Consider the following 21,486-nt stretch of genomic DNA (forward strand, 5'->3'; position numbering starts at 1 on the left):
AAAGTCAGGCAAATAATAAGGACAACAAATGCAATCCAAACCTTCAAATAAAAATGGATCTCAGTTGATCGCTCAACAGCTAGAGTCTCTCGGCATTAAGTACATTTTCGGTATTCCCGGTGCAAAAATCGATCGACTGTTCGATGCGATTGAAGACACTAACATCCAAATGATTCCTGTACGTCACGAGGCTAACGGCGCATTTATGGCGGGCGTTATGGGAAGACTAACCGGCAAAGCAGGCGTCACCATGGTTACGTCAGGCCCTGGCTGTGGAAATCTAGTTACGGGGGTTGCAACAGCAAACTCCGAAGGCGATCCGCTGATTGCTATCGGTGGTGCGGTGAAACGAACTGACCAGCAAAAACAAACACACCAGAGCATGGATACCGTCAGTATTTTTCGCTCTATTACTAAGTTCAGTGCTGAAGTGCAGCATGTGGACGCCGCAAGCGAGATCATGGCGAACGCATTTCGTATCGCAGAGTCAGGTCGTCCTGGGGCTTGCTTTTTGAGTCTCCCCCAAGATGTTTTATCCGAGCAAACCCAAACGGACATTATTGTCCCCTCGCCTTACACACAGCCTGGTTGCGCAGACATCGCAGCAATCGAAGAAGCGGTCAGTCGAATCAGTAAAGCAAAGCGCTGTGTGGTTTTACTTGGCCTTCACGCGAGCCGCAGTAAAAACGCTGCTGCTATCGCCCGATTTCTTCAAAATACGCAGCTACCCGTTGTCGGCACTTACCAGGCCGCCGGCACGGTAGACATCAATTACTATCATCACTTTGCTGGGCGTGTCGGTTTGTTTAATAACCAACCTGGCGATGTTTTACTGCGGGACGCCGATTTAATTCTCACCATCGGCTTTAGCCCAATAGAGTATGACCCTGAGCTTTGGAACAGCCACCGCAACCCAGTGATTCACCTCGATATTGAACCAGCAGAATACCAACTTAATTATCAGCCTTGTGTTGAAATCGTCGGAAACATTGCGCAGTCATTAGACAAGATGGGCAGCTATATCTCTGAATATGCCCGCCTTTCCCCAACGGCACTTTCAGTACTGGAAGAGGTAGCACTGCAACGGCAAGTGATCAAAACCTATCCCAATGTCTATCACAAGCAAGGATTTCATCCACTGGCACTGATTAAAGCCATGCAATCTATCATCACACCAGATACCACGCTATGTCTTGATATGGGGAGCTTCCACATCTGGATCGCTCGTTACTTAAGTTGTTTTCGAGCTCGCCAAATGCTGGTGTCTAACGGCCAACAAACAATGGGCGTTGCACTACCATGGGCCATTGGTGCCAGCCTACTAAAACCTGGTAGCAAAGTGGTATCGATATCGGGAGACGGCGGTTTTATGCAATCGAGCATGGAGTTAGAAACCGCGGTTAGACTGAACTGCAATATCGTCCATATTGTGTGGGTTGATAACGCCTACAACATGGTAGAAATGCAAGAAATCAACAAATATCAGCGCTGCTCTGGTGTGAAATTTGGACCAATTGATTTCAAGGCGTACGCCGAATCATTTGGCGCGAAAGGCTTCGCAGTGACTAGTCAACACGAATTGCTACCGACATTGAATAAAGCAATGGACGTTGAAGGACCAGCAGTGGTGGCTATCCCCGTAGATTACAGCGACAACGACAAACTGATGTTGCCGCGCACAGAGAAAAATCAAGATCCCGTTTTTGTAAGTTTCGAAGGAGAAATCGCATGAGAGGATTAAAAAATAAAGTCGCACTCGTGACTGGCTCTGCCAATGGCATTGGTTTGGCCATCGCAAAACGTTTGTATGAAGAAGGCGCAAACGTCGCTCTTGCCGATTGGAATGAAGAGCAGTTGGCAAACGCCGTTGAGGGCTTTGATAAACAGCGTGTGTCTGCGCATTCCATTGATGTTTCTGATCCAGACAAAGTCGCAGCACTGATTTCTGATGTTGTTACCCGTTTCGGTAAACTGGATATTTTAGTAAACAATGCTGGCGTACATGTCCCTGGTACCGTGATTGAAGGTAGTGTGGAAGACTGGAAGAAGATCTCTGGTGTCAACATTGATGGTGTTGTTTATTGCGCGAAATTTGCTTTACCTGAACTCTTAAAAACGAAAGGTTGTATGGTAAATACCGCGTCCGTTTCCGGTTTGGGTGGTGACTGGGGTGCCGCATTCTATTGCGCGAGTAAAGGCGCAGTGGTGAACCTTACCCGAGCGATGGCATTGGACCATGGTGCGGATGGGGTAAGAATTAACGCCGTATGCCCAAGTTTAGTAAAAACCAACATGACAAACGGCTGGCCGCAGGACATCCGCGATAAATTCAATGAGCGCATTGCGCTTGGCCGAGCAGCCGAACCTGAAGAAATTGCGTCTGTCGTGACTTTCTTGGCAAGTGATGACGCATCTTTCATTAATGGCGCAAACCTACCTGTAGACGGCGGTGCCACCGCATCAGATGGTCAACCTAAAATAGTATAAGCATGAAATAGACAGATCAGTAAGAGACGTTCTACTACCTTTCGGATCGATGCTGATCTGTCGCTTTACGCTCTGAGCACATAACCCGTGCCAGCAATAAACTCAACCACTCAACCGCTGTTAGAGATATCTCAACAACTTAAACCAGCAACGAGAAATTAATTTTTCACACAAACCGACAAACTATGTGAGCATTCCATCAGGCATAGAGTGAAGACTTATGTATCAGCGATTCACAAAGAACCAGACAGTTTCCGCGAATACTTTCTAATGAAGTCTCAGTGACGACTAACGTTTCTGCCACACCATCCATTGTTCTCTGCCTTTAAAAACCTCAACACTGTTTACCACCACTGAGGATTCCACAAGTTCAAACGTGGGCTCTAGAAAAGATGCCAGTTCCCCACTTCTCAAACAAAATGGAGGGAAGCGTGATAGGTAATTATCATCAATGACGAAAAAACCAATTAGAAAACCTCCGCTTGGCAATAATTTATCCACCATAGCAAAGTATTCTGACCACATGTCTCTCGGTAGTGCTGCGAGAAAGGCCCGCTCGTAAATGACATCAAACGAGTGAGAAAAATCGGCATTAAATACATCACCCAATACGACTTTATCTTTGTAGTTACCTAACGCTGATTGCGCCATTTTTACCGCTTCTTGGCTGTAATCCATCGCGATCACGTCATGCCCATATTGAATAAAAGTGCTCAGTTCATAAGCGGCACCGCACCCAGGAATAAACACTGACTGGCCTACATGAAGTGAATTGTCGAGATAGTCCTTGAGTTCTTGAGGTGTCGATTGGGCATCCCAAGGCATAGTGCCTCGGATAAACAAATCATCCCAGAATTGTGTGTTAATCATTGGTGCCTGTTTCATTTACCCGCTCCCTGATTGCGGTAGTAAAAAAAAAAGGAATACGCAGCGCAATGTGGTATCCCTTTTCTAGCCTTTTGTCTGACGTTGTTAGTTTTTTATGACAACCACTTTCTACTGCACTTATGCCACCAATGAGTTAACTGCGAAGATCATTGATTAACGGCTGCTCCGCTTGGTTCGGTACAAACTGGACATTGCCTTTCAGTTTAGTGACAGACTGGAGTGTTGCTTGAATGTCCTCTGCTGATACATGCACATCATGACAACAGAAAGTAATGGCATCGTTGAAGCCATCGCGCTCAATTTTCAAGGAGCCTTTAATATCGTGGCGACGACAGACTTCTTGGATCTGATGCGGATAAACAAACAGCCCTTTTACTTTCACCGCGGAGTCTGCTCGTCCCATCCAGCCCTTAATTCGTGCATTCGTGCGTGAAGAATCAGAACTTGTCTCTAGGTATGCCGATAAATCTCCCGTTGCGTAGCGAATCAGCGGGAACTTCTCATCGAGCGACGTTACAACGACTTCACCGACTTCTCCCGGTTGTACAGGAACACCATCAGGATCAACGATTTCAACAATAATATCTTCGGCAATCACTAATCCTTGTTCACCAGACACTTGATAAGCAATCAAACCAAGCTCTGCACTTGCGTAGGCTTGAAAGACTGCAATGCCTTTTTCCTCAAACATCTGTTCCATGTCTGCTGTAACCGCTTCACCAGAGACCAGAGCTTTCTCAAAGCTAGGCAGCTCATTGTATTTCTCTTGATACTTTTGTAGCAACGTCAGCAAATACGAAGGTGTACCAGTGTAACCATTAGGTTGAAGCTGTTTAATTGCCTCTATTTGCGCTTCGGTATTGCCTACTCCAGCCGGAAATACCGCACAGCCACAAGCCCTTGCGCCACCATCCATAATAAATCCGCCAGGAGAGAAATGGTAAGAGAGCGTGTTATGCACTAAATCACCCGCACAGAACCCAGCTGCGTGAAACGCGCGCCCCATACGCCAGAAATCGGCCTCATCCGTTTGAGCCTCATATAAAGGCCCAGGAGACTGAAAAACACGTGCCATTTGACCAATGGCAACGCTATTTAAGCCACCAAACGGCGGTTTAAGTTGCTGCTGATTAGGTACATTGAACTTACGTGTAATCGGGAACTGAGCAAGCCCTTCACGATTGTTTGCCAATGTAGGATCTAACTCAGAAAAATGCGCTGCGTAATGTTCGCTATTGGCTTTCGAATTTTCAATCAGCGCTGGCAAACGTTGAAACAGCGACTCTTCTCGCGCCTGTAGAGACAACGATTCTTTCGCATCAAATAGTTCGTTCATCCTTGCTCCTTACAACCAACGCTTACGACGTTTGTAAGATTTCAGATTCTTAAAGCTCTTGCGATCTTCATCGCCGCCGCCAAGGTAGAATTCTTTTACGTCTTCATTGTTTAGCAATTCGTGCTTGCTGCCATCCAATACGATTTTGCCTGATTCCATGATGTAACCGTAATCGGCCGCTTGAAGAGCGAAGTTGGCATTCTGTTCAACCAAAAGCATGGTAATACCTTGCTCTTTGTTGATCTTGTTAATAATGCTGAATACTTCTTTAACTAGCAGCGGAGAAAGCCCCATAGACGGTTCGTCCAACAAAATCATCTTCGGTCGAGCCATTAACGCTCGGCCAATCGCTAACATTTGTTGCTCACCGCCAGACAAATAGCCCGCCAGGCCAGTGCGCTCTTTGAGTCGCGGGAAATAGTCAAACACCATTTCGATGTCTTGTTCAACTTCGCTGTCAGTGCGTGTATAAGCGCCTAAGCGAAGATTTTCTATTACCGTCATATCTTCAACAATTCGGCGCCCTTCCATAACTTGGAAGATGCCCGAACGGACGATCTCTTCCGGGCTTTTGTTGTCTATACGCTCGCCCATGAAGTTGATTTCGCCGCGCGTCACTTCACCATCTTCGGTTTTCAATAAACCAGAAATGGCTTTCAACGTTGTGGATTTACCCGCACCGTTGGCGCCCAGTAAGGTCACAATCTGCCCTTTTGGAACTTCTAAACTCACACCGCGAAGTACTAGTATTACTTCGTCGTAGACGACTTCAATGTTGTTCACTGAAAGCAGTATTTCTGCCGGTTCGATATTCGTTGCTAATTCAGCCATCAAGCTACTCCTTGCTAGGGTGAGAGTGTTCTCTCACCCATCCTTATTTTCAGTAAGCTTTGTTATTAATAAGTCGTAGATTAGTAACCTAGCCAATCGTCACGACGTGACAATGTCACCTGAGATACTTTCTTAATATCAACTGCGCCGCCATCGTTGTTGCCCATAAAGACGTTCACGGTTGTTGTGCCTCGGTGATCTTCCGGTTTCCAGTTCGCAGGGACACAAACACCTTCTAAGCCTTGTGGTACCCAGTTGTCATGGACATACATGCCCTTCTTGATGTTTTCACCTGTGATGCCACCGTTGTCTTTCGCCCACTCCATTGCTTCTTTCATATAGAACGCAGAACAAATACCGCGAATGTAATGGTGAGTTCTGAATTCGCCCGGCTCTGATTCAGACTGCTTAGAAATCTCACGGACCAGTTTCATGCCTTCATTATCATCTCCCCAAAACGCTGTCATACCTGGGAAAACGTAATCTTTAAGGCCATCGCCTGCTGCTTCAAGCACTGGCTTATCGCCGCCCCAAATGTTTGCCATGTACTGGAACTCTGTCCCAACCGTGTTACAAGACTTCACTAGTGAGATAACCGAGCTACCGATATTAGCAATGTAACCGTAGTTGGTGCCTGACTCTTTCAGCGACAAACATTGCGCTTTGAAGTCCCCTGGTTTTAGTGACACAACGACTGGGTTTTGCACATCAAAACCAAGCTCTTTGGCGTACTCTGCACACGCTTCTTTTGGCGCATTCGGGAATGGATGGTTATCGCCAATGTGCGTAAATTTCGGCGCACCTTGATTGCCCTTAGATTCCCAATCTTCTTTCGCCCACTTAACTAGCGCACGGCACGCATCTGAGTACGACGCACCATAAAAGAAATTATAAGGCGCTGGTTTCGCGGTTTTTGGGTTTTTGCCAGTTGGGTCAGTTAAGTGACCAGAGTAAGAAGCAGAGAACACCGGCACTTTGTCTTTGGTAACAAACGAAATAAGTGCTTCGGTATCCGCCGTACCCCAGCCTTGCAGCGCAACCATGTCTTTACGCGCCACCCAACGTTTATAGTTAGAAATCGCCACTGGTACTTTGTACGCCATGTCTACTGTTTCAAATTCGAGCTCGGTACCGTTAATGCCACCGTTTTGGTTAATCCAACGCAATGCGTCTCGCACGCCAGAACCATAAGGCTTGCTCACATAGGCAGTTGGTCCAGAAAAGTCGACTAATTGCCCGACAAACACAGAATCTTTTGCCCAAGTTGCGGTAGTAAACAGTGCAGATGACAGCACCAACGTTGTCGCTAAATGTCCTTTGTTCATAACTCGTTGTCCTTGTTATTGAGGTATATTCCACTTAATTCCACGTTAATATGAGAACGGATAGTGTTTCCAATATGCTCGAATCTGTTGCCAGCGATGCGATAATCCTTGAGGTTCGAAAATGAGGAACAGCATGATGACTAGACCAATCGCCATTTCTTTGAAGTAAGCCAGACCATCAGTGAAAGCGGTGGTATCACCAAACGCTGAAAGCCCCGTTACGCCAAACTCCAAAACTTCAGGCAGCAATACGATAAATATCGTCCCCATCAATGTGCCTTTGACTGAACCCAAGCCACCAATGATGATCATTGCCAAGAACTGGATAGACATCATGATGGTGAAGCCTTCTGCTGATACAAACCCTAGATAATGTCCGTAGAGTGCACCCCCGATGCCCGCATAGAATGCACACACTCCAAATGAGAGCAGACGATACTTGGTTAGGTTGATGCCCATGATCTCTGCTGACAGATAGTGATCTCGTACTGAGACAAACGCGCGACCGTCACGAGAACGGATTAAGTTTGATGCCCACATATACATGAAGATCAGCGCAAACAGAGCGATGTAGAAGAAGCTTTCGTCGGTCGTAAACTCAAAGCCAAACAAATTAATTGGGTTCGCGCTTGCACCGTATGAGCCGCCACTGAACCAATCTGCGCGAGCAAAGAAGTCCTCTAGAATAAACTGCGCCGCCAACGTTGCGATAGCTAGATATAAACCTTTAATTCGAGCCGCTGGCAGACCAAACAGCATCCCCACAATCATGGTTAAGTAACCCGCAAGCGGAATCGCAAACACGACTGGAATGTTAAACTGGTTATTTAGCCAAGCCGATGCAAAGGCGCCAAAGCCAAAGAACGCACCGTGACCTAGCGAGATTTGTCCGGTAAAACCAACCAGAATGTTTAAGCCCAATGCCGCGATACCGAGGTATGCAATCTGAATAAACAGGTTTAGGAAGTAAATATCCAAGACCAGCGGTGCTGCCAGCATGGCGATGACACCTGCAATCGCAAGGCTTCTGATGGTTTTGGTTTCAAAAATTGGCGTATCGCTTTTATATGTGGTTCGAAAATCCCCACATGGGCGCATGCTAAGTTGAGCCATGTTATTTCTCCTTAAATACGCTCAATATCTTTGGTACCAAACAGGCCATATGGCTTGAAGGCAAGAATGATTAACAGCACATAGAATGGTGCGATGTTGTATAAGTTACCCACTTGCAGGTATTGGCTATCAAAAAACTCAGCCAAGTTTTCTAGCACCCCGATGGTAATACCACCGACAATTGCGCCGACTACCGAATCTAAGCCACCTAAAATAACGGCTGGGAAAACTTTGATACCAATAATGGATAGCGCGTCAGATACGCCGTTAACGATACCGATAACAATCCCTGCTGTTGCAGATACCATTGCCGAAATGGCCCAACTGATGGCGAACACTTTCTTGATGGAAATGCCAAGACTCTGGGCTACTTGCTGGTTGAATGCCGTTGCGCGCATTGCCAGACCCATTTTGCTGAATTTGAAGAACCAGTAGAACGCGCCCATGATGAGCATTGAGAAGATCAAGCTCAGAATGTAAGCAAACTCAACATTCAAACCTCCGATATTCACCACGTTGGTTTCGAACACTTGCGGATACGAAACAGCCGAGACGCCGAATATCCACTTCATCAGCGCTTGGAAGAACATCGATAGACCGATGGTCACCATGATCACAGAGATAATCGGTTCACCAATCAACGGTCTGAGCACAATGGTTTGCACGGCGATACCAAAAATCATCATGAATGCGAGCGTGAGTAAAAAGCCAATAAAAAACGGTAACTGTAGGTGTACCAATGCCGCCCAACATACCCATGCGCCAATCAACAAGAACTCACCCTGAGCAAAGTTGACCACCTGGGTCGATTTGTAAATCAATACAAAGCACATGGCGACAACGCCATACAACATGCCAACGATCACGCCATTAATGACGAGTTGCAGTAATAAATCCGTATTCACTATGCGATCCTCCGTTGTTCGCTATCCACTAGTGTTGGCTCATGCTCAATAAGCGTTTCAATAACTAGCGACGTTTGAATGCGTGTTTTGGTGCCATCTTGATAAGTGATCACTGTATCGACATCGACTTTTGGATCGTCGCTGTAGATGGTTTCGATGATGTCTCTGTATTTCTCTGCAACCACACCACGGCGTACTTTACGTGTGCGAGTTAGCTCTCCATCGTCGGCATCCAGCTCTTTGTAAAGTAGAATGAATTTGCTGATCTTCTGTGCATCCGGCAGGGATTCGTTCACTTTTTGAACTTCTTCACGAATCGCTTGGTACACTTCTGGTTGAGCAGATAAGTTGGTGTAGTTGGTAAATGCCAAGCCGCGTTGCTCTGCCCACTTCGCGACGATCGCATAGCGAATACAGATGATGGCAGACAGCCAAGGTCGACCTTTACCTACCACCACGGCTTCTGCAATAAACGGCGAGAACTTGAGTTTGTTTTCGATAAACTGTGGCGAATAACGGTCGCCATGGCTGGTTTCCGACATATCTTTCAGACGATCAATCACCACCAAGTGACCGGAATCTTTAAAATAGCCCGCATCGCCTGTGTGCATCCAACCATCTTGAACATCTTCATCATATGCTGCTTGGTTGTTTAAGTAGCCAGTAAACATGCCTGTACTTTTCGCGATGATTTCACCAACGCCATTGCTGTCCGGGTTGATGACTTTCACTTCTGCATTATCAAACGCAACACCAACGGAATCGTAATCCACATCATCCGCTTGGTGCACGGTGTATGCGCCACACATTTCGGTCTGACCATAAAGCTGCTTAAGTGGCACACCAATAGCTTGTAGGTAACGGAAAGTATCCGGTCCCATCGCCGCACCGCCGGTTGCCGCAGATGTCAGGTTCGAAAACCCTAAACGGTCACGCAGAGCACGCAGAAGAATCCATTCAGCCAACTTAGAGCGTTTACCCTGCTCCAGCGCTTTGTTGGCTAAGCTCATGCCCAGTTTGTACATCTTTTGCTTAAACGGTGTCGAATCCATCATTCGTGCAGACACGTCTGCCACAATGTTTTCCCACACACGTGGCGCTAACAGCACAAAGTTTGGACCGATTTCACGCAAGTCGGACATCATGGTTTCTTGTTCTTCCACAAAGTTAACGATTTGACGAGAAATCAACGCCTGACCAACCACGTAAACCTGCTCCATAATCCAAGGCAAAGGCAGAACAGAAACGTAGTTGTCGCCTGGGGAACGAGGGTCTGCACGCAAGTAAGCCGCACAGTGATCCAAGAACGTGCCACTGTGTAGCTGAGCCAATTTGGGTTTAGAAGTCGTACCCGACGTAGTACAAAGAATTGAAAGATCGCTGCCTTTGGTTTCAACAACCATATTGAGATATTTGTCTGGGTCCGCTTTATCAATCAGCTGACCTTTTTTGTAGACCTGTTCAACATCAATTAATCTTGGATCATCGTATTTACGCATTCCACGAGGATCGCAGTAAATAATGTATTCAACGCTAGGAATTTCATCACCAAGCTCAAGCAGCTTGTCGCATTGCTCTTCATCTTCGGCAATCACGACTTTTGCTTTTGCATAGTTGATAAGGTACGCCACCTCTTCGTGCATAGAATCTTGATAGATGCCCAGCGAGAAACCTTTGATCGCATGTGCCGCTAACTCGCCCCATACCCATTCAGGGCGGTTATCACCTAGCAAACCAACGACATCTTGCTCACCAATACCCAAATCTCGTAGTGCCAGTGCCATCCACTTGACGCGGTTTTCATAATCCTTCCAAGTGAACTCTCGCCATATACCAAACTCCTTTTCACGCATTGCGACTTGTTCGGGCCAGTTCTTGGCATTGTGTTGCAACACTTTTGGAAAGGTATCTAAGCGGGTTATATATGCCCAATCATTATGTTGCTGTGCCATTATGCACTCTCCTCTAATGTCGGTAACTCTTCGCCTAAGTACGCTTGTTTCACATGTGGGTTGGCCATAACTTCTTCAGGCTCACCCGTAGCAATGTGTTTACCGAAATCCAAAACCAAAACGCGATTAGAGATGTCCATGACCACGCCCATGTCGTGCTCAATCATGATGATCGTGATATCTAATTCTTCATTCAGATCCATGATGTAACGTGCCATGTCTTCCTTTTCTTCCAAGTTCATACCTGCCATTGGTTCATCAAGCAGCAGTAACTTAGGTTTTAAGGCAATGGCACGAGCAAGCTCTACACGCTTACGTAAGCCGTAAGATAGCGTGCCTGCAGTCGCTTTTCGGATGTGCTGGATTTCTAGAAAATCGATCACGTCTTCCACATATTTGCGGTGCGCCATCTCTTCTTTCTGCGCATTGGAGAACCAATAGAGTGGCCCCGTGACGAAGTTATTTTTCAGTAGGTGGTGTCGGCCAACCATGATGTTGTCCAGTACCGACATATGAGAAAAGAGCGCTAAGTTTTGGAAGGTTCTTCCCAGCCCTAACTCAGCTCGTTGGCTTGGTGTACGTTTAGTTACGTCATCTCCAGCGAAGATTACAGAGCCTTTGTTTGGTGTGTATCGACCAGAGATGCAATTGAGCATTGAGGTTTTACCTGCACCGTTTGGACCAATGATTGAAAAAATTTCCTTTTCATTCACATGGAAGCTCACGTCAGTTAAAGCTTTCACCCCACCAAAAGCCAATGAAATATCGTTTACCTGCAACAGAGGCGATTCCGATACCATAGTTGATCTCCCTTTCGTTATTTTAAGTGCGTTCCATTGAGCACTATTTGATCAAACCTAACTTTGATACTGGTAACCGCTTTTACACCTATGCATCAACTTTGTATTCAGTTTACGTAAACGTCAATTTAAAATCAGAATAGTGCCTGAAAGATTAAGTTGCAATCGAGTTCATCGAGAAAGATTTGAACTAACGCAAACTTTAAGTAAATAAATTGTTAATAAAAATTATTCTCAAACGCTTACATATTTGGATAGTTCGGACCACCACCACCTTCTGGCGGAATCCAGGTAATATTTTGACTTGGATCTTTGATGTCGCAGGTCTTACAGTGGATACAGTTGGCCGCATTTATTTGCAGCTCTGGCTGCTGCTCCCCCTGTACGATTTCATACACGCCAGCCGGACAATAGCGCTGTGCTGGCTCTGCATATAATTCAAGGTTCTGCTCAATAGGAATCCGCTGGTTCTCCAGTCGTAAGTGGCATGGTTGATCTTCCTCATGGAAGATATTGGATAGATAAACAGAAGAGAGGCGATCGAAACTTAACACGCCATCAGGCTTCGGATAGACAATTTCATTGCTGTTTTCCGCCAATAACAGAGACTGATGATCAGGCTTATCACAGCGGATATGCCACTTAGCTTTGCCTTTTAATACGTTATGTTCCAGCAGCGCTAAACCACCGCCCAGCCACGATCCAAAGCGGTGAATACCACTTGAGAAGTTACGTGCTTGATAAAGCTCTTCATACAGCCAAGACTGTTTGAAATGCTTTTGATAATCAGCAGTAACTGACTGACACTCAAGGGCTTCACATACTGCTTCAGCGGCAAGCATGCCAGATTTCATTGCGGTGTGTGTGCCTTTGATTTTAGCGCCGTTAAGTGTTCCTGCATCACAGCCAATTAACAAGCCACCAGCAAACTGCTGCGTGGGAAGCGAATGAAAGCCGCCCTTGGTGATCGCTCTCGCGCCATAGCTAATACGCTTCCCATTTTTGAGGTATTGCTCAATCAACGGGTGGTGTTTAAAACGTTGAAACTCATCAAATGGACTCAAGTGCGGATTCTTATAATTCAAGTCAACAATCAACCCGACGGCAACTTGGTTTCCCTCTAAATGGTAGAGATAACTGCCACCTGTAGCTTCATTTGATAACGGCCAACCTAATCCGTGCACTACTAAACCTTGCTGATGCTGCTCTGATGGGATTTCCCACAGCTCTTTAAAACCGATAGCGTAGTGTTGAGGCGTTTTCTCTTCAGCAAGATTAAATCGGTTAATCAACTGCTTACCAATATGCCCCCGTGCGCCTTCAGCAAATAAAGTAAACTTCGCTCGCAGTTCAATACCAGGTTCGAAATTTCCTTTTTGTTCACCATTTTTATCTAATCCCATATCGCCCGTGATCACGCCACAAACACGACTATCTTCATCGATGATCGCTTGACTGGCGGTAAAACCTGGGTAGACCTCCACCCCCAAGTTCTCAGCCTGCAACGCCATCCATCGGCATAGACTGCCCAAACTTATGATGTAATTACCTTTGTTATGTAACGTATTAGGCACCGCCCAAGAAGGCAGTTCATGACCATTGATGTCATTGCCTAGATAGTAGGTTTTATCTTGGTTTACTTTGGTATTGAGCGGCGCGCCTTTCTCTTCCCAGTCGGGAAAAAGCTCATCCAAACTCCGCGTTTCAAACACCGCACCCGATAAAATATGCGCTCCAACTTCAGAACCTTTTTCTACCACGCAAACAGAGAGGTCTTGTTCTTTTTCTGCTGCTAATTGTTTGATTCGGCATGCCGCAGACAAACCTGCGGGACCAGCGCCTACAATCAGAACATCAAATTCCATGCAGTCTCTTTCCATGATTGCATTCCTTTTTCTTTGCATGTTGCCAACTTGTTAATCAACAATATATTTAAAGTTGACGCAAACGTAAAGGTAAATTAACATCATTTTAAAGACGTCATCACATCGTCTTCACTGTAAACACATAGTCTTCACTGTAAAAGGAATCTAACGTGAAAATACTAGTGCCAATCAAAAGGGTCATTGATCCCTACGTTAAAGTTCGCGTGAAAGCGGACCATAGCGATGTTGAAACCAATAACGTCAAGATGACGATTAATCCATTTTGCGAAATAGCCGTTGAAGAAGCCGTACGACTAAAGGAGCAAGGTATTGCAGATGAAGTCATCGTTGTCAGTGCCGGCGGTAGCCAGTGTCAGGAGCAACTACGTACTGCGCTTGCGTTAGGTGCCGATCGCGCTATTCATATCGATACTGAAGACAAAATAGAGCCATTGGTCGTCGCTAAGCTGCTCAAAGCTCTGGTTGAGCAAGAACAAGCACAGCTTGTGATTACGGGTAAACAATCCATTGATACTGACAACAACCAAGTGGCTCAGATGCTGGCCGCCCTACTTGACTGGCCTCAAGCAACTTTCGCTTCCGACGTGAAGATTGAAGATCAAAAAGTTCAAGTCGTGAGAGAAGTGGACGGCGGCTTGATGACGGTCGCGATGAACTTACCTGCGGTGATCAGTACTGACTTACGCCTGAATGAACCGCGTTTTGCCTCTTTGCCTAATATCATGAAAGCTAAGCGCAAGCCGTTAGATACAATCACACCTGACAGTCTGGGTGTTGAAGTGGTATTTAGCCAAACCATCCAAGAAGTCACACCGCCAGCGCAAAGAAAAGGTGGCATCAAGGTTGAATCTGTCTCAGAGCTTCTCGATAAGCTGCGTAACGAAGCGAAGGTGATTTCATGAAGAACTTAATCATAGCAGAACATGACAATAACCAATTGCATGCGGACACACTCAAAGTGGTTAATGCAGCAAAACAAGTCAGCCAAGACAATGTTTTGATCGTTGTGGGCCACCAGTGTGAAGAAGTCGCTCAACAAGCTTGTCGCGTTGATGGTATATCAAACGTAATTTGTGTCGATGATGAGCAACTTAAGCATCAATTTGCCGAGAGTATCGCACCTATTGTAGTGAGTGTTGCTGAAGGTTTTGACGCAATCTGGGCTAGCTCATCATCAAAAGGGAAAGATCTTGCACCGCGAGTAGCAGCGAAGTTCGGCGTTGGGCAAATTTCCGATATTGTCCAAGTTATCGATGAAAACACTTTTATCCGCCCTATTTACGCAGGAAACGCATTTGCCAAAGTGACCACCAGCGACAACGTTCGCGTCATCACCGTGCGCGCGTCTGCATTTGAGCCGGTTACTTGTCACAACCAAGCTGATATTAAGCATCAGCAGGTCACTATCTCAGCTCCAATGGTTGAATTGGTTTCTGCCGATAAAACCGTGTCAGAGCGCCCTGAATTAAGCGCGGCAGAGGTGGTTGTGTCAGGTGGACGCGGAGTCGGTAGCAAAGAGAACTTCGCGTTGATCGAACAAGTGGCCGATAAACTAGGTGCTGCCATTGGCGCTTCTCGCGCGGCGGTTGATGCCGGGTTTGTTGCCAACGACTTACAAGTGGGTCAAACCGGTAAAATCGTTGCACCTAAGCTTTATATAGCGGTTGGGATTTCCGGTGCCATCCAGCATCTTGCAGGAATGAAGGAATCCAAAGTGATTGTCGCGATCAACAAAGATCCAGAATCTCCTATCTTTGAAGTTGCCGACTATGGATTGGTTGGTGATTTATTCGAGGTACTACCTCAGCTTGCCGAACAACTTTAAACGATCAGATAAGGGGCGAACACTGCTATGTTCGCCCCTTTATTTTGTTTTTGGTCATATTCAAAAGAATTGAAATTAGAGGGACCTATGCCAAATTCTGCACCTATTTGGTCACCATCTGCTGAGCGCGTCAGCAATAGCAACTTATTACGGTTCATCGAAAAGGTTAATAAAGACAAAGCCGAAGGTACCGTAATCAACAATTACACGTCTCTACACCAGTGGTCCATTGAGCACAATGATGAATTTTGGCGACATACTTGGCAGTTTTGCAACGTAATCGGAGATATGGGTTCGCAAATCAAGAGCCTTGGCAGTCCCAAATGGACACAAACAGGTTCTAATCATCACCATGTAAATAGAGACACAGTATGGTTTGCTGACGCCACGCTGAACTACACAGAGAACCTCCTATCTCAGGCTGAGCAATCACCAGAGCGTGAGTTTATTGTTTTTAGCAATGAAAGCGGTGAACACCGACAACTCACCGGTAAACAGTTGCTTGAACAAGTTTCTGCCATTCAACAATGGCTACTCAATTGTGGTGTCGGTAAAGGCGATGTCGTTGCGGGTTATTTGCCCTACCTTCCTGAAACCGTTATTGCCATGCTGGCCACCACCAGTCTTGGTGCCATTTGGACTTCAACCTCTCCTGATTTTGGTATCGATAGCGTCGTAGAGCGTTTTGGCCAGGTCAAGCCGAAAGTTCTTTTTTGCTGTGATGGCTACCAGTTCGGAGGCAAAGCTTTCGATATGACGGACAAGAACACCACTCTTAGTAGTAAGTTAAGCAGTGCCTCCGAAGAGACTACTATTAGCGTATGCCAAATCGAATATTTACAAAACGCTGAGAGTGCTAGCACTTCTGAGTTTGTTTCTTGGTCCGATATTACTCACCACTTTTCTCCACAATCAATTCAATATCAACCAATGCTGTTTAATGACCCGTTATTCATTTTGTATTCTTCTGGTACAACAGGTCAACCTAAGTGTATTGTCCATTCCGCAGGCGGTACCTTGCTCAATCACCTCAAAGAACATCAACTGCATTGCGACATCAAATCGCAAGACAAGGTTTTCTACTACACAACATGTGGTTGGATGATGTGGAACTGGCATGTTTCCGCTCTTGCGAGTGGTGCAGCCTTAGTGATTTACGACGGTAGTCCGGTTTACCCTGATCACTCCGTCTTATGGCAATTAGCAGAAGAACATAGCGTGTCGCTGTTTGGTACTTCAGCGAAATACTTAGAAGCACTGGAACAGGCAAACTGCTCTCCAAAACTAGAACATAACCTGAAGTCACTCAAAACTCTTTGCTCAACTGGTTCGGTGCTTTACCCAGAACAATTTAGTTATGTCTATCAGCACATCAAGCAGGACTTGCATCTCGCTTCTATCGCTGGCGGCACGGATATTTGCGGATGCTTTGTACTGGGAAACCCTATCTCACCAGTTTACAAAGGTGAATGCCAAGGCGCAGGGCTGGGAATCGACGTGCGTGTTTTGGACGACGAGGGAAAAACCATTACACAGCAACGCGGCGAACTAACTTGCAATAACTCACTACCTAACTTCCCTATTGGCTTCTGGCACGACAACGGCGAACGCTATCACAACGCTTATTGGAGCAAGTTTACCGATATCTGGCACCATGGCGACGATGTGATGCAAACCGAACATGGCGGCTTCATTTTTTATGGCCGTAGTGACGCAACCTTAAATCCAGGCGGCGTACGCATCGGTACCGCTGAAATCTATCAGCAAGTGAACGCGTTACCCGAGGTTGAAGACTCCATCGCTGTCGGCAAGTTAAACCAGCAGTCTGAAGAAATCTGGTTACTAGTAAAACTCGCTCACAACGTCGAGTTAACCCAACAACTCACCGATTCAATTCGCCAAACATTGAAAACAAAATGTTCACCGCGCCATGTCCCACGACAAATTTTTGCCATCAGTGATATTCCTAAAACGCGCTCAGGCAAATTGGTTGAGCTAGCAGTGAAACAATTGGTAAACGGACAAGCTGTAAAAAACATTGGTGCTATTGCTAACCCAGAAGTGCTGGAAGAAATTAAAACGCTTTTCAACATAGAAAGTGGCGCCACTGTCAATTAGAGACTCAACAAGTCTTCCAACAATACAGACGGGTATAACCTAACTGTATTTTTAGCTCGCTCGATAACTCCTCCCCACTTTCGTGGAAACTGCGCGAAATATGCTTCATGTACACAAAAAAGGTGAGATAATTCTATCTCACCTTTGAGCCATATGAGCTGGAGCATTAGTTTGGGGATTAAGCTTTTATCAGTTGGCTCATATCTTCGCGAACTTGTGGCACCGTTAAACCAACGATGATTTGAAGGCTCTCTTGATTTCTAACAATATTCACCGCTCCGTGCTGTGTGAAAAATGCGTTCTCCTTTACAAGAGAGACATCTTTAACTTTAACACGCAGACGCGTCGCGCAATTAGTTAACAAGTCAATGTTTTCTTTTCCACCCAAACCTTCAATAAAGGCACTAGCTTGTGACGGACTTGCGCTACTGTTATGGACCGCTTTCGCTTCTTTGTAGTCAGCTTTGGAATACAACTTACTATCTGCACCTTCACGTCCCGGAGTAAGTATGTTGTATTTTAAAATAAGCGCGCGAAACGTAACAAAGTAAACACCAGTAAACATGAGACCAATAATAATCTGAATCACGTATGTTCCTGCATGGTTACCAGCCAAAGGCAACCAGTTTTGGAAAATGAAGTCTATCAAGCCAGTCTGAAAGTTACCGGAAACACCAAACATAAAGGCGATCGTTGCCATTGTCGCAGATAACAACGCATGCAAAGCAAACAGCGCAGGTGCGATAAATAAGAATGTAAACTCTATTGGTTCGGTTATCCCTGTAAGAATTGCTGTGATTGCGGCTCCGAGCACTAACCCCATCACCATCTTTTTATTTTCTTTTTTCGCAACTGAATAGAGTGCTAGTGCGATACCCGTACAACCAAACACTTTACCCATTCCCGTCAACATCAAACCACCCTGAGGAAATTGTGTCGTTAAACTTTCCGAGCTCTGGGCGAATGTCTGTATATTTTGAATCCAATAGGCAACCGTTCCGCCATCGACTGCAACTGGCCCATAAAAAACGGGACCATATACGAAATGATGCAACCCCGTTGGTATCATGATTCGCTCTAAAAACGTAAATAGCCATACCCCTAACGATCCAGCAGAAACCAAAAATGATTGCAGATTGTTAATACCATGCTGAATACTTGGCCAAGTCAAACAAGTTAGAATTGCCATCACGACCATAATGGGGAAACTAATGATCACAACCAATGGCGTTCCGCCAAATACAGCCGCCCAATCCGGTAGCTTTTTATCAAAGAATCGGTTGTGAACCCAAACAGAGAGACTTGCAATTAAAATGGCACCTAGTAAGTTGGTATCAAGCGTTAGAATGCCACCAACTTCAGTCAAACCTCGCTCACCTTCCGTATAGTTCACGCCCAGTTCTGGTCCCCAAAATTGAAGGATTCCACCAATAACGTAGTTAAACGTAATGTAGGAAACGAGTGTTGCAAGTACAGCGCGACCAGATGCTTTTTTAGCTAAAGCGATAGGTAACCCAACGGCAAAAATAAGTGCCATATTTTTAAATACAGCGAGAGATGCCTGTAAAATGATCGTCGAGACTTTAACCCAAGCACTCCCCTCTAGTGCCCAAGGAAACACTTCTTGATTTAACAGCACAACAGAGAAACCCAATAACATGCCCGCTGCTGGAAATAATAGAACGGGAACAAACATCGCGGCTCCGAACCTTTGAATAATGTCTTTCATATAAACCTCTTGTTTCATTCACGGAGCCTACAAGTAGGCCCCGAACGTCCAGTTGTTATTGAAAAAATTGAGGAAGGTAGGCTTTATTTTCTTCTAGTAATTGTTTTGTTATTTCTTTAGCTTTTGGCACATTAACCACGGTACGGTTAAGTGTGAGTGCATTAATCAGCTTTTGCTGACTTCCTTCGTACCAAGCATCCACGACTAATTTCTCGTAACCAAGTTGGCTCTCAATCATGGCTTTTTGGAAGGTTGGGATTTTTCCTACAGTAAAAGCTTTCGGTCCATCACTAGTTAGCGCAGCTGGAACTTCTACCATGGCATCATTTTGTAAATTTGTAATAGCACCATTATTCGGTACGATGACGAGATACACATCGCTCAAGTTGTAGGCTAGCGAAGCCGCGACTCTCACCATGTATCGACCATGGATATCGGCATGCAGTGTTTCGTGCTTCGTGGTGCCCGCTTCAATTATTCTTGCGTTCAATTCGAACACTCGTTTCTCACGGCCGTTAATTACCTGCCTTGCGCGAGTATTATTGATATCCTCTTTCGCCACCATTTTTTCAGGGTACAAATAGTATTGAAGATACGTATTCGGCAAAAACTCTGGATTATCAGCAAGCATTGTTCTCATGTTTTTGAATGTGGCTTGCCACGATGGGTCATCCGCTATTTCCGCATCAACCGCACTGATCCCTTCTTTTAGGATGATATTTTTAATTTTATCCGTTAAGTCTTCACCCTGTTTGTTACGAATTTTGGTAAACCAGCCATAATGATTAAGCCCAAAATATTCAGGAACAAAGTCCCAAATTTCACACCCTAACAATTGCGCATAGCTGACCATAATCGCTGCTGGCATATCACAAATATTTAGAATTCGCTTATCATGCGGAAATTCACGATTTAAAGCTTCAGCGACAATTGCCGCTGGGTTGGTGTAATTAAGAATCCACGCATCTGGACACGTTTGTCGGATCTCGTTCACTAGCTGGATCATATCGCCGATAGAGCGAAGTCCATATGCCATTCCTCCCGCGCCACATGTCTCTTGCCCAACACAAGAGTTGGATAGCGGGATTTGTTCATCGCGCTCGCGCATGGCCAACCCACCAGTGCGGATCTGGATAAAGAAAAAGTCCGAATCTGCGAATGCGACAGATTTATCCGTTGTATAAACAAACTCTTCAACTTCTGGATAGTGTTCTCGCAATAGAATTTCAGTAGCTAATGCATTCGACTCTTGGCGTTTCTCATCTATGTCGTAAAACACGACTTTTGCGAGTGGAAAGTTATCTTTTTCGGCAATCAGGCTGTTCATCATACCAAGAGTGTATGTACTGCCAGCACCAACAATCGTTAATTTTTGACGTTTCATTTCGCTACCTCAAATGTTTACCCTGAAAATGTATAAAATAAGTATTAATACTTTTATGATACATTTAAAGTGTAAGCACAAAGATACGAGATAAAAATCACACAAAGATCCTAAGGAAAAGTATTAACTACATCTCAGATCACATTCTTGCTATCATGATCCAAGACTTAGCGAGGTATTATGAAACCCAAATACATAGACATTGCGGAACGATTAGAAAAAAAGATCAAAGATGGGGAACTACAACCTAAATCGATGCTTCCAAAAGAGAGTGATTTGCAAGAAGAGTTTTCCGTAAGCCGCGTAACCATCAGAAAAAGCTTACAAATTCTGGTCGACAATAATTTAATTAGTCGGACAAGAGGTAGTGGAACTTATGTAAACGATCTAAAAGCCCAACATGATGCCTTACATTTGCTGGGTTTTATCGAGGAAGTCAGTAAACAAGGGAAAACACCTAGCTCTCAAGTCATAAAGTTCGAACTTAAAAAGCCGAATGAGCAGGTTGCTAAGCAGTTAAATCTCTCGCCCAATGATGATACATATGAAATACATAGACTCAGGTGTATTAATGATGAGCCTGAAATTTACGAAGTCACTCATATGCCAGCAATGTTATTTCCAGACTTGAGCATAGCCATAATGAATGGTTCTAAATATGAGTACATTGAAAATAGCAAAGGATTGAAAATTGCGAAAAGCAGTCAGTCTGTCAAACCGTATTTGTTAGATGCAGAGACGGCCTCATACCTGAATGAATCAGAAGCTTCCCCTATTCTAAAAGTTGAGTCCACTGGTTACCTAGAAGATGGTCGTGCATTTGAATATACCGTCAATTACTTCCGACTTCATCAATACAGCTTCGAGTTTATTTCAACTAGGACGTAGTACTATTCGACGCTAATGG

General features: G+C 45.2%; 17 protein-coding genes. 6 read left to right on the forward strand and 11 right to left on the reverse strand.

From position 1 onward, the window contains the following. The first annotated feature begins 28 nt into the window (after positions 1–28). The gene (gene alsS, locus R7E47_RS04360) at positions 29–1,732 is read left to right on the forward strand and encodes an acetolactate synthase AlsS (protein WP_213869872.1); all 1,704 of its coding nucleotides are present in this window, start codon (positions 29–31) and stop codon (positions 1,730–1,732) included. After that, complete coding sequence (locus R7E47_RS04365) at positions 1,729–2,487, forward strand: SDR family NAD(P)-dependent oxidoreductase (RefSeq protein WP_033906433.1); 759 nt, start codon at positions 1,729–1,731, stop codon at positions 2,485–2,487. Before alsS ends, R7E47_RS04365 begins: the two co-directional genes overlap by 4 nt. 288 nt (positions 2,488–2,775) lie before the next feature. Here R7E47_RS04365 and R7E47_RS04370 read toward each other — a convergent pair whose 3' ends face one another. The 9 genes from R7E47_RS04370 to R7E47_RS04410 form a co-directional block, all read right to left on the reverse strand. Beyond that, complete coding sequence (locus tag R7E47_RS04370; RefSeq protein WP_017820352.1) at positions 2,776–3,372, reverse strand: methyltransferase domain-containing protein; 597 nt, start codon at positions 3,370–3,372, stop codon at positions 2,776–2,778. A 136-nt stretch (positions 3,373–3,508) separates the two neighbouring features. Further along, positions 3,509–4,711, reverse strand: coding sequence for a phenylacetate--CoA ligase family protein (locus tag R7E47_RS04375; protein WP_033906431.1), 1,203 nt, complete (start codon positions 4,709–4,711; stop codon positions 3,509–3,511). Positions 4,712–4,720: 9 nt separating this feature from the next. Next, positions 4,721–5,542: an ABC transporter ATP-binding protein gene (locus tag R7E47_RS04380; RefSeq protein WP_213965450.1), complete on the reverse strand. Its 822-nt coding sequence runs from the start codon at positions 5,540–5,542 to the stop codon at positions 4,721–4,723. A gap of 80 nt (positions 5,543–5,622) precedes the next feature. Next, positions 5,623–6,867: an ABC transporter substrate-binding protein gene (locus R7E47_RS04385; RefSeq protein WP_005373285.1), complete on the reverse strand. Its 1,245-nt coding sequence runs from the start codon at positions 6,865–6,867 to the stop codon at positions 5,623–5,625. Between the two features lie 45 nt (positions 6,868–6,912). After that, complete coding sequence (locus R7E47_RS04390) at positions 6,913–7,980, reverse strand: branched-chain amino acid ABC transporter permease (protein ID WP_005382737.1); 1,068 nt, start codon at positions 7,978–7,980, stop codon at positions 6,913–6,915. An 11-nt stretch (positions 7,981–7,991) separates the two neighbouring features. After that, the gene (locus R7E47_RS04395; RefSeq protein WP_005373295.1) at positions 7,992–8,885 is read right to left on the reverse strand and encodes a branched-chain amino acid ABC transporter permease; all 894 of its coding nucleotides are present in this window, start codon (positions 8,883–8,885) and stop codon (positions 7,992–7,994) included. Continuing rightward, on the reverse strand, positions 8,885–10,837 hold the full coding sequence (locus R7E47_RS04400) for a long-chain fatty acid--CoA ligase (RefSeq protein WP_053307582.1): 1,953 nt from the start codon (positions 10,835–10,837) through the stop codon (positions 8,885–8,887). Before R7E47_RS04400 ends, R7E47_RS04395 begins: the two co-directional genes overlap by 1 nt. Further along, positions 10,837–11,637, reverse strand: coding sequence for an ABC transporter ATP-binding protein (locus R7E47_RS04405; protein ID WP_005373297.1), 801 nt, complete (start codon positions 11,635–11,637; stop codon positions 10,837–10,839). The genes R7E47_RS04400 and R7E47_RS04405 overlap by 1 nt, the downstream gene beginning before the upstream one ends. A 242-nt stretch (positions 11,638–11,879) precedes the next feature. After that, complete coding sequence (locus tag R7E47_RS04410; protein WP_053307581.1) at positions 11,880–13,517, reverse strand: electron transfer flavoprotein-ubiquinone oxidoreductase; 1,638 nt, start codon at positions 13,515–13,517, stop codon at positions 11,880–11,882. A 155-nt stretch (positions 13,518–13,672) separates the two neighbouring features. On the opposite strand from R7E47_RS04410, the gene R7E47_RS04415 reads away from it, so the two are divergent. From R7E47_RS04415 to R7E47_RS04425, 3 genes are all read left to right on the forward strand, one after another. Further along, positions 13,673–14,425 (forward strand): electron transfer flavoprotein subunit beta/FixA family protein, encoded by a 753-nt coding sequence (locus R7E47_RS04415; RefSeq protein WP_017633698.1) that lies wholly within the window; start codon positions 13,673–13,675, stop codon positions 14,423–14,425. Further along, positions 14,422–15,348, forward strand: a complete 927-nt coding sequence (locus R7E47_RS04420; protein ID WP_053307580.1) for an electron transfer flavoprotein subunit alpha/FixB family protein — start codon at positions 14,422–14,424, stop codon at positions 15,346–15,348. Before R7E47_RS04415 ends, R7E47_RS04420 begins: the two co-directional genes overlap by 4 nt. Positions 15,349–15,435: 87 nt before the next feature. After that, entirely contained in the window at positions 15,436–17,466 is a 2,031-nt protein-coding gene (locus R7E47_RS04425; protein ID WP_318083853.1) for an acetoacetate--CoA ligase, read from the forward strand. A 178-nt stretch (positions 17,467–17,644) separates the two neighbouring features. Here the strand turns inward: R7E47_RS04425 and R7E47_RS04430 are convergent, their stop codons facing one another. Both R7E47_RS04430 and R7E47_RS04435 read right to left on the reverse strand, forming a co-directional pair. After that, positions 17,645–19,195, reverse strand: coding sequence for an alpha-glucoside-specific PTS transporter subunit IIBC (locus R7E47_RS04430; RefSeq protein WP_053308067.1), 1,551 nt, complete (start codon positions 19,193–19,195; stop codon positions 17,645–17,647). Positions 19,196–19,250: 55 nt separating this feature from the next. Beyond that, on the reverse strand, positions 19,251–20,579 hold the full coding sequence (locus R7E47_RS04435) for a 6-phospho-alpha-glucosidase (RefSeq protein WP_005373308.1): 1,329 nt from the start codon (positions 20,577–20,579) through the stop codon (positions 19,251–19,253). 180 nt (positions 20,580–20,759) lie between these two features. Here R7E47_RS04435 and R7E47_RS04440 point away from each other — a divergent pair, with 180 nt between their 5' ends. Further along, positions 20,760–21,467 carry a GntR family transcriptional regulator gene (locus R7E47_RS04440; protein ID WP_053307578.1) on the forward strand — a complete coding sequence of 236 codons (708 nt, stop codon included), beginning with the start codon at positions 20,760–20,762 and terminating at the stop codon, positions 21,465–21,467. Positions 21,468–21,486: the final 19 nt, after the last annotated feature.

The sequence above is a fragment of the Vibrio sp. Vb1026 genome, from assembly GCF_033338745.1.
Classification (GTDB): Bacteria; Pseudomonadota; Gammaproteobacteria; order Enterobacterales; family Vibrionaceae; genus Vibrio; species Vibrio alginolyticus.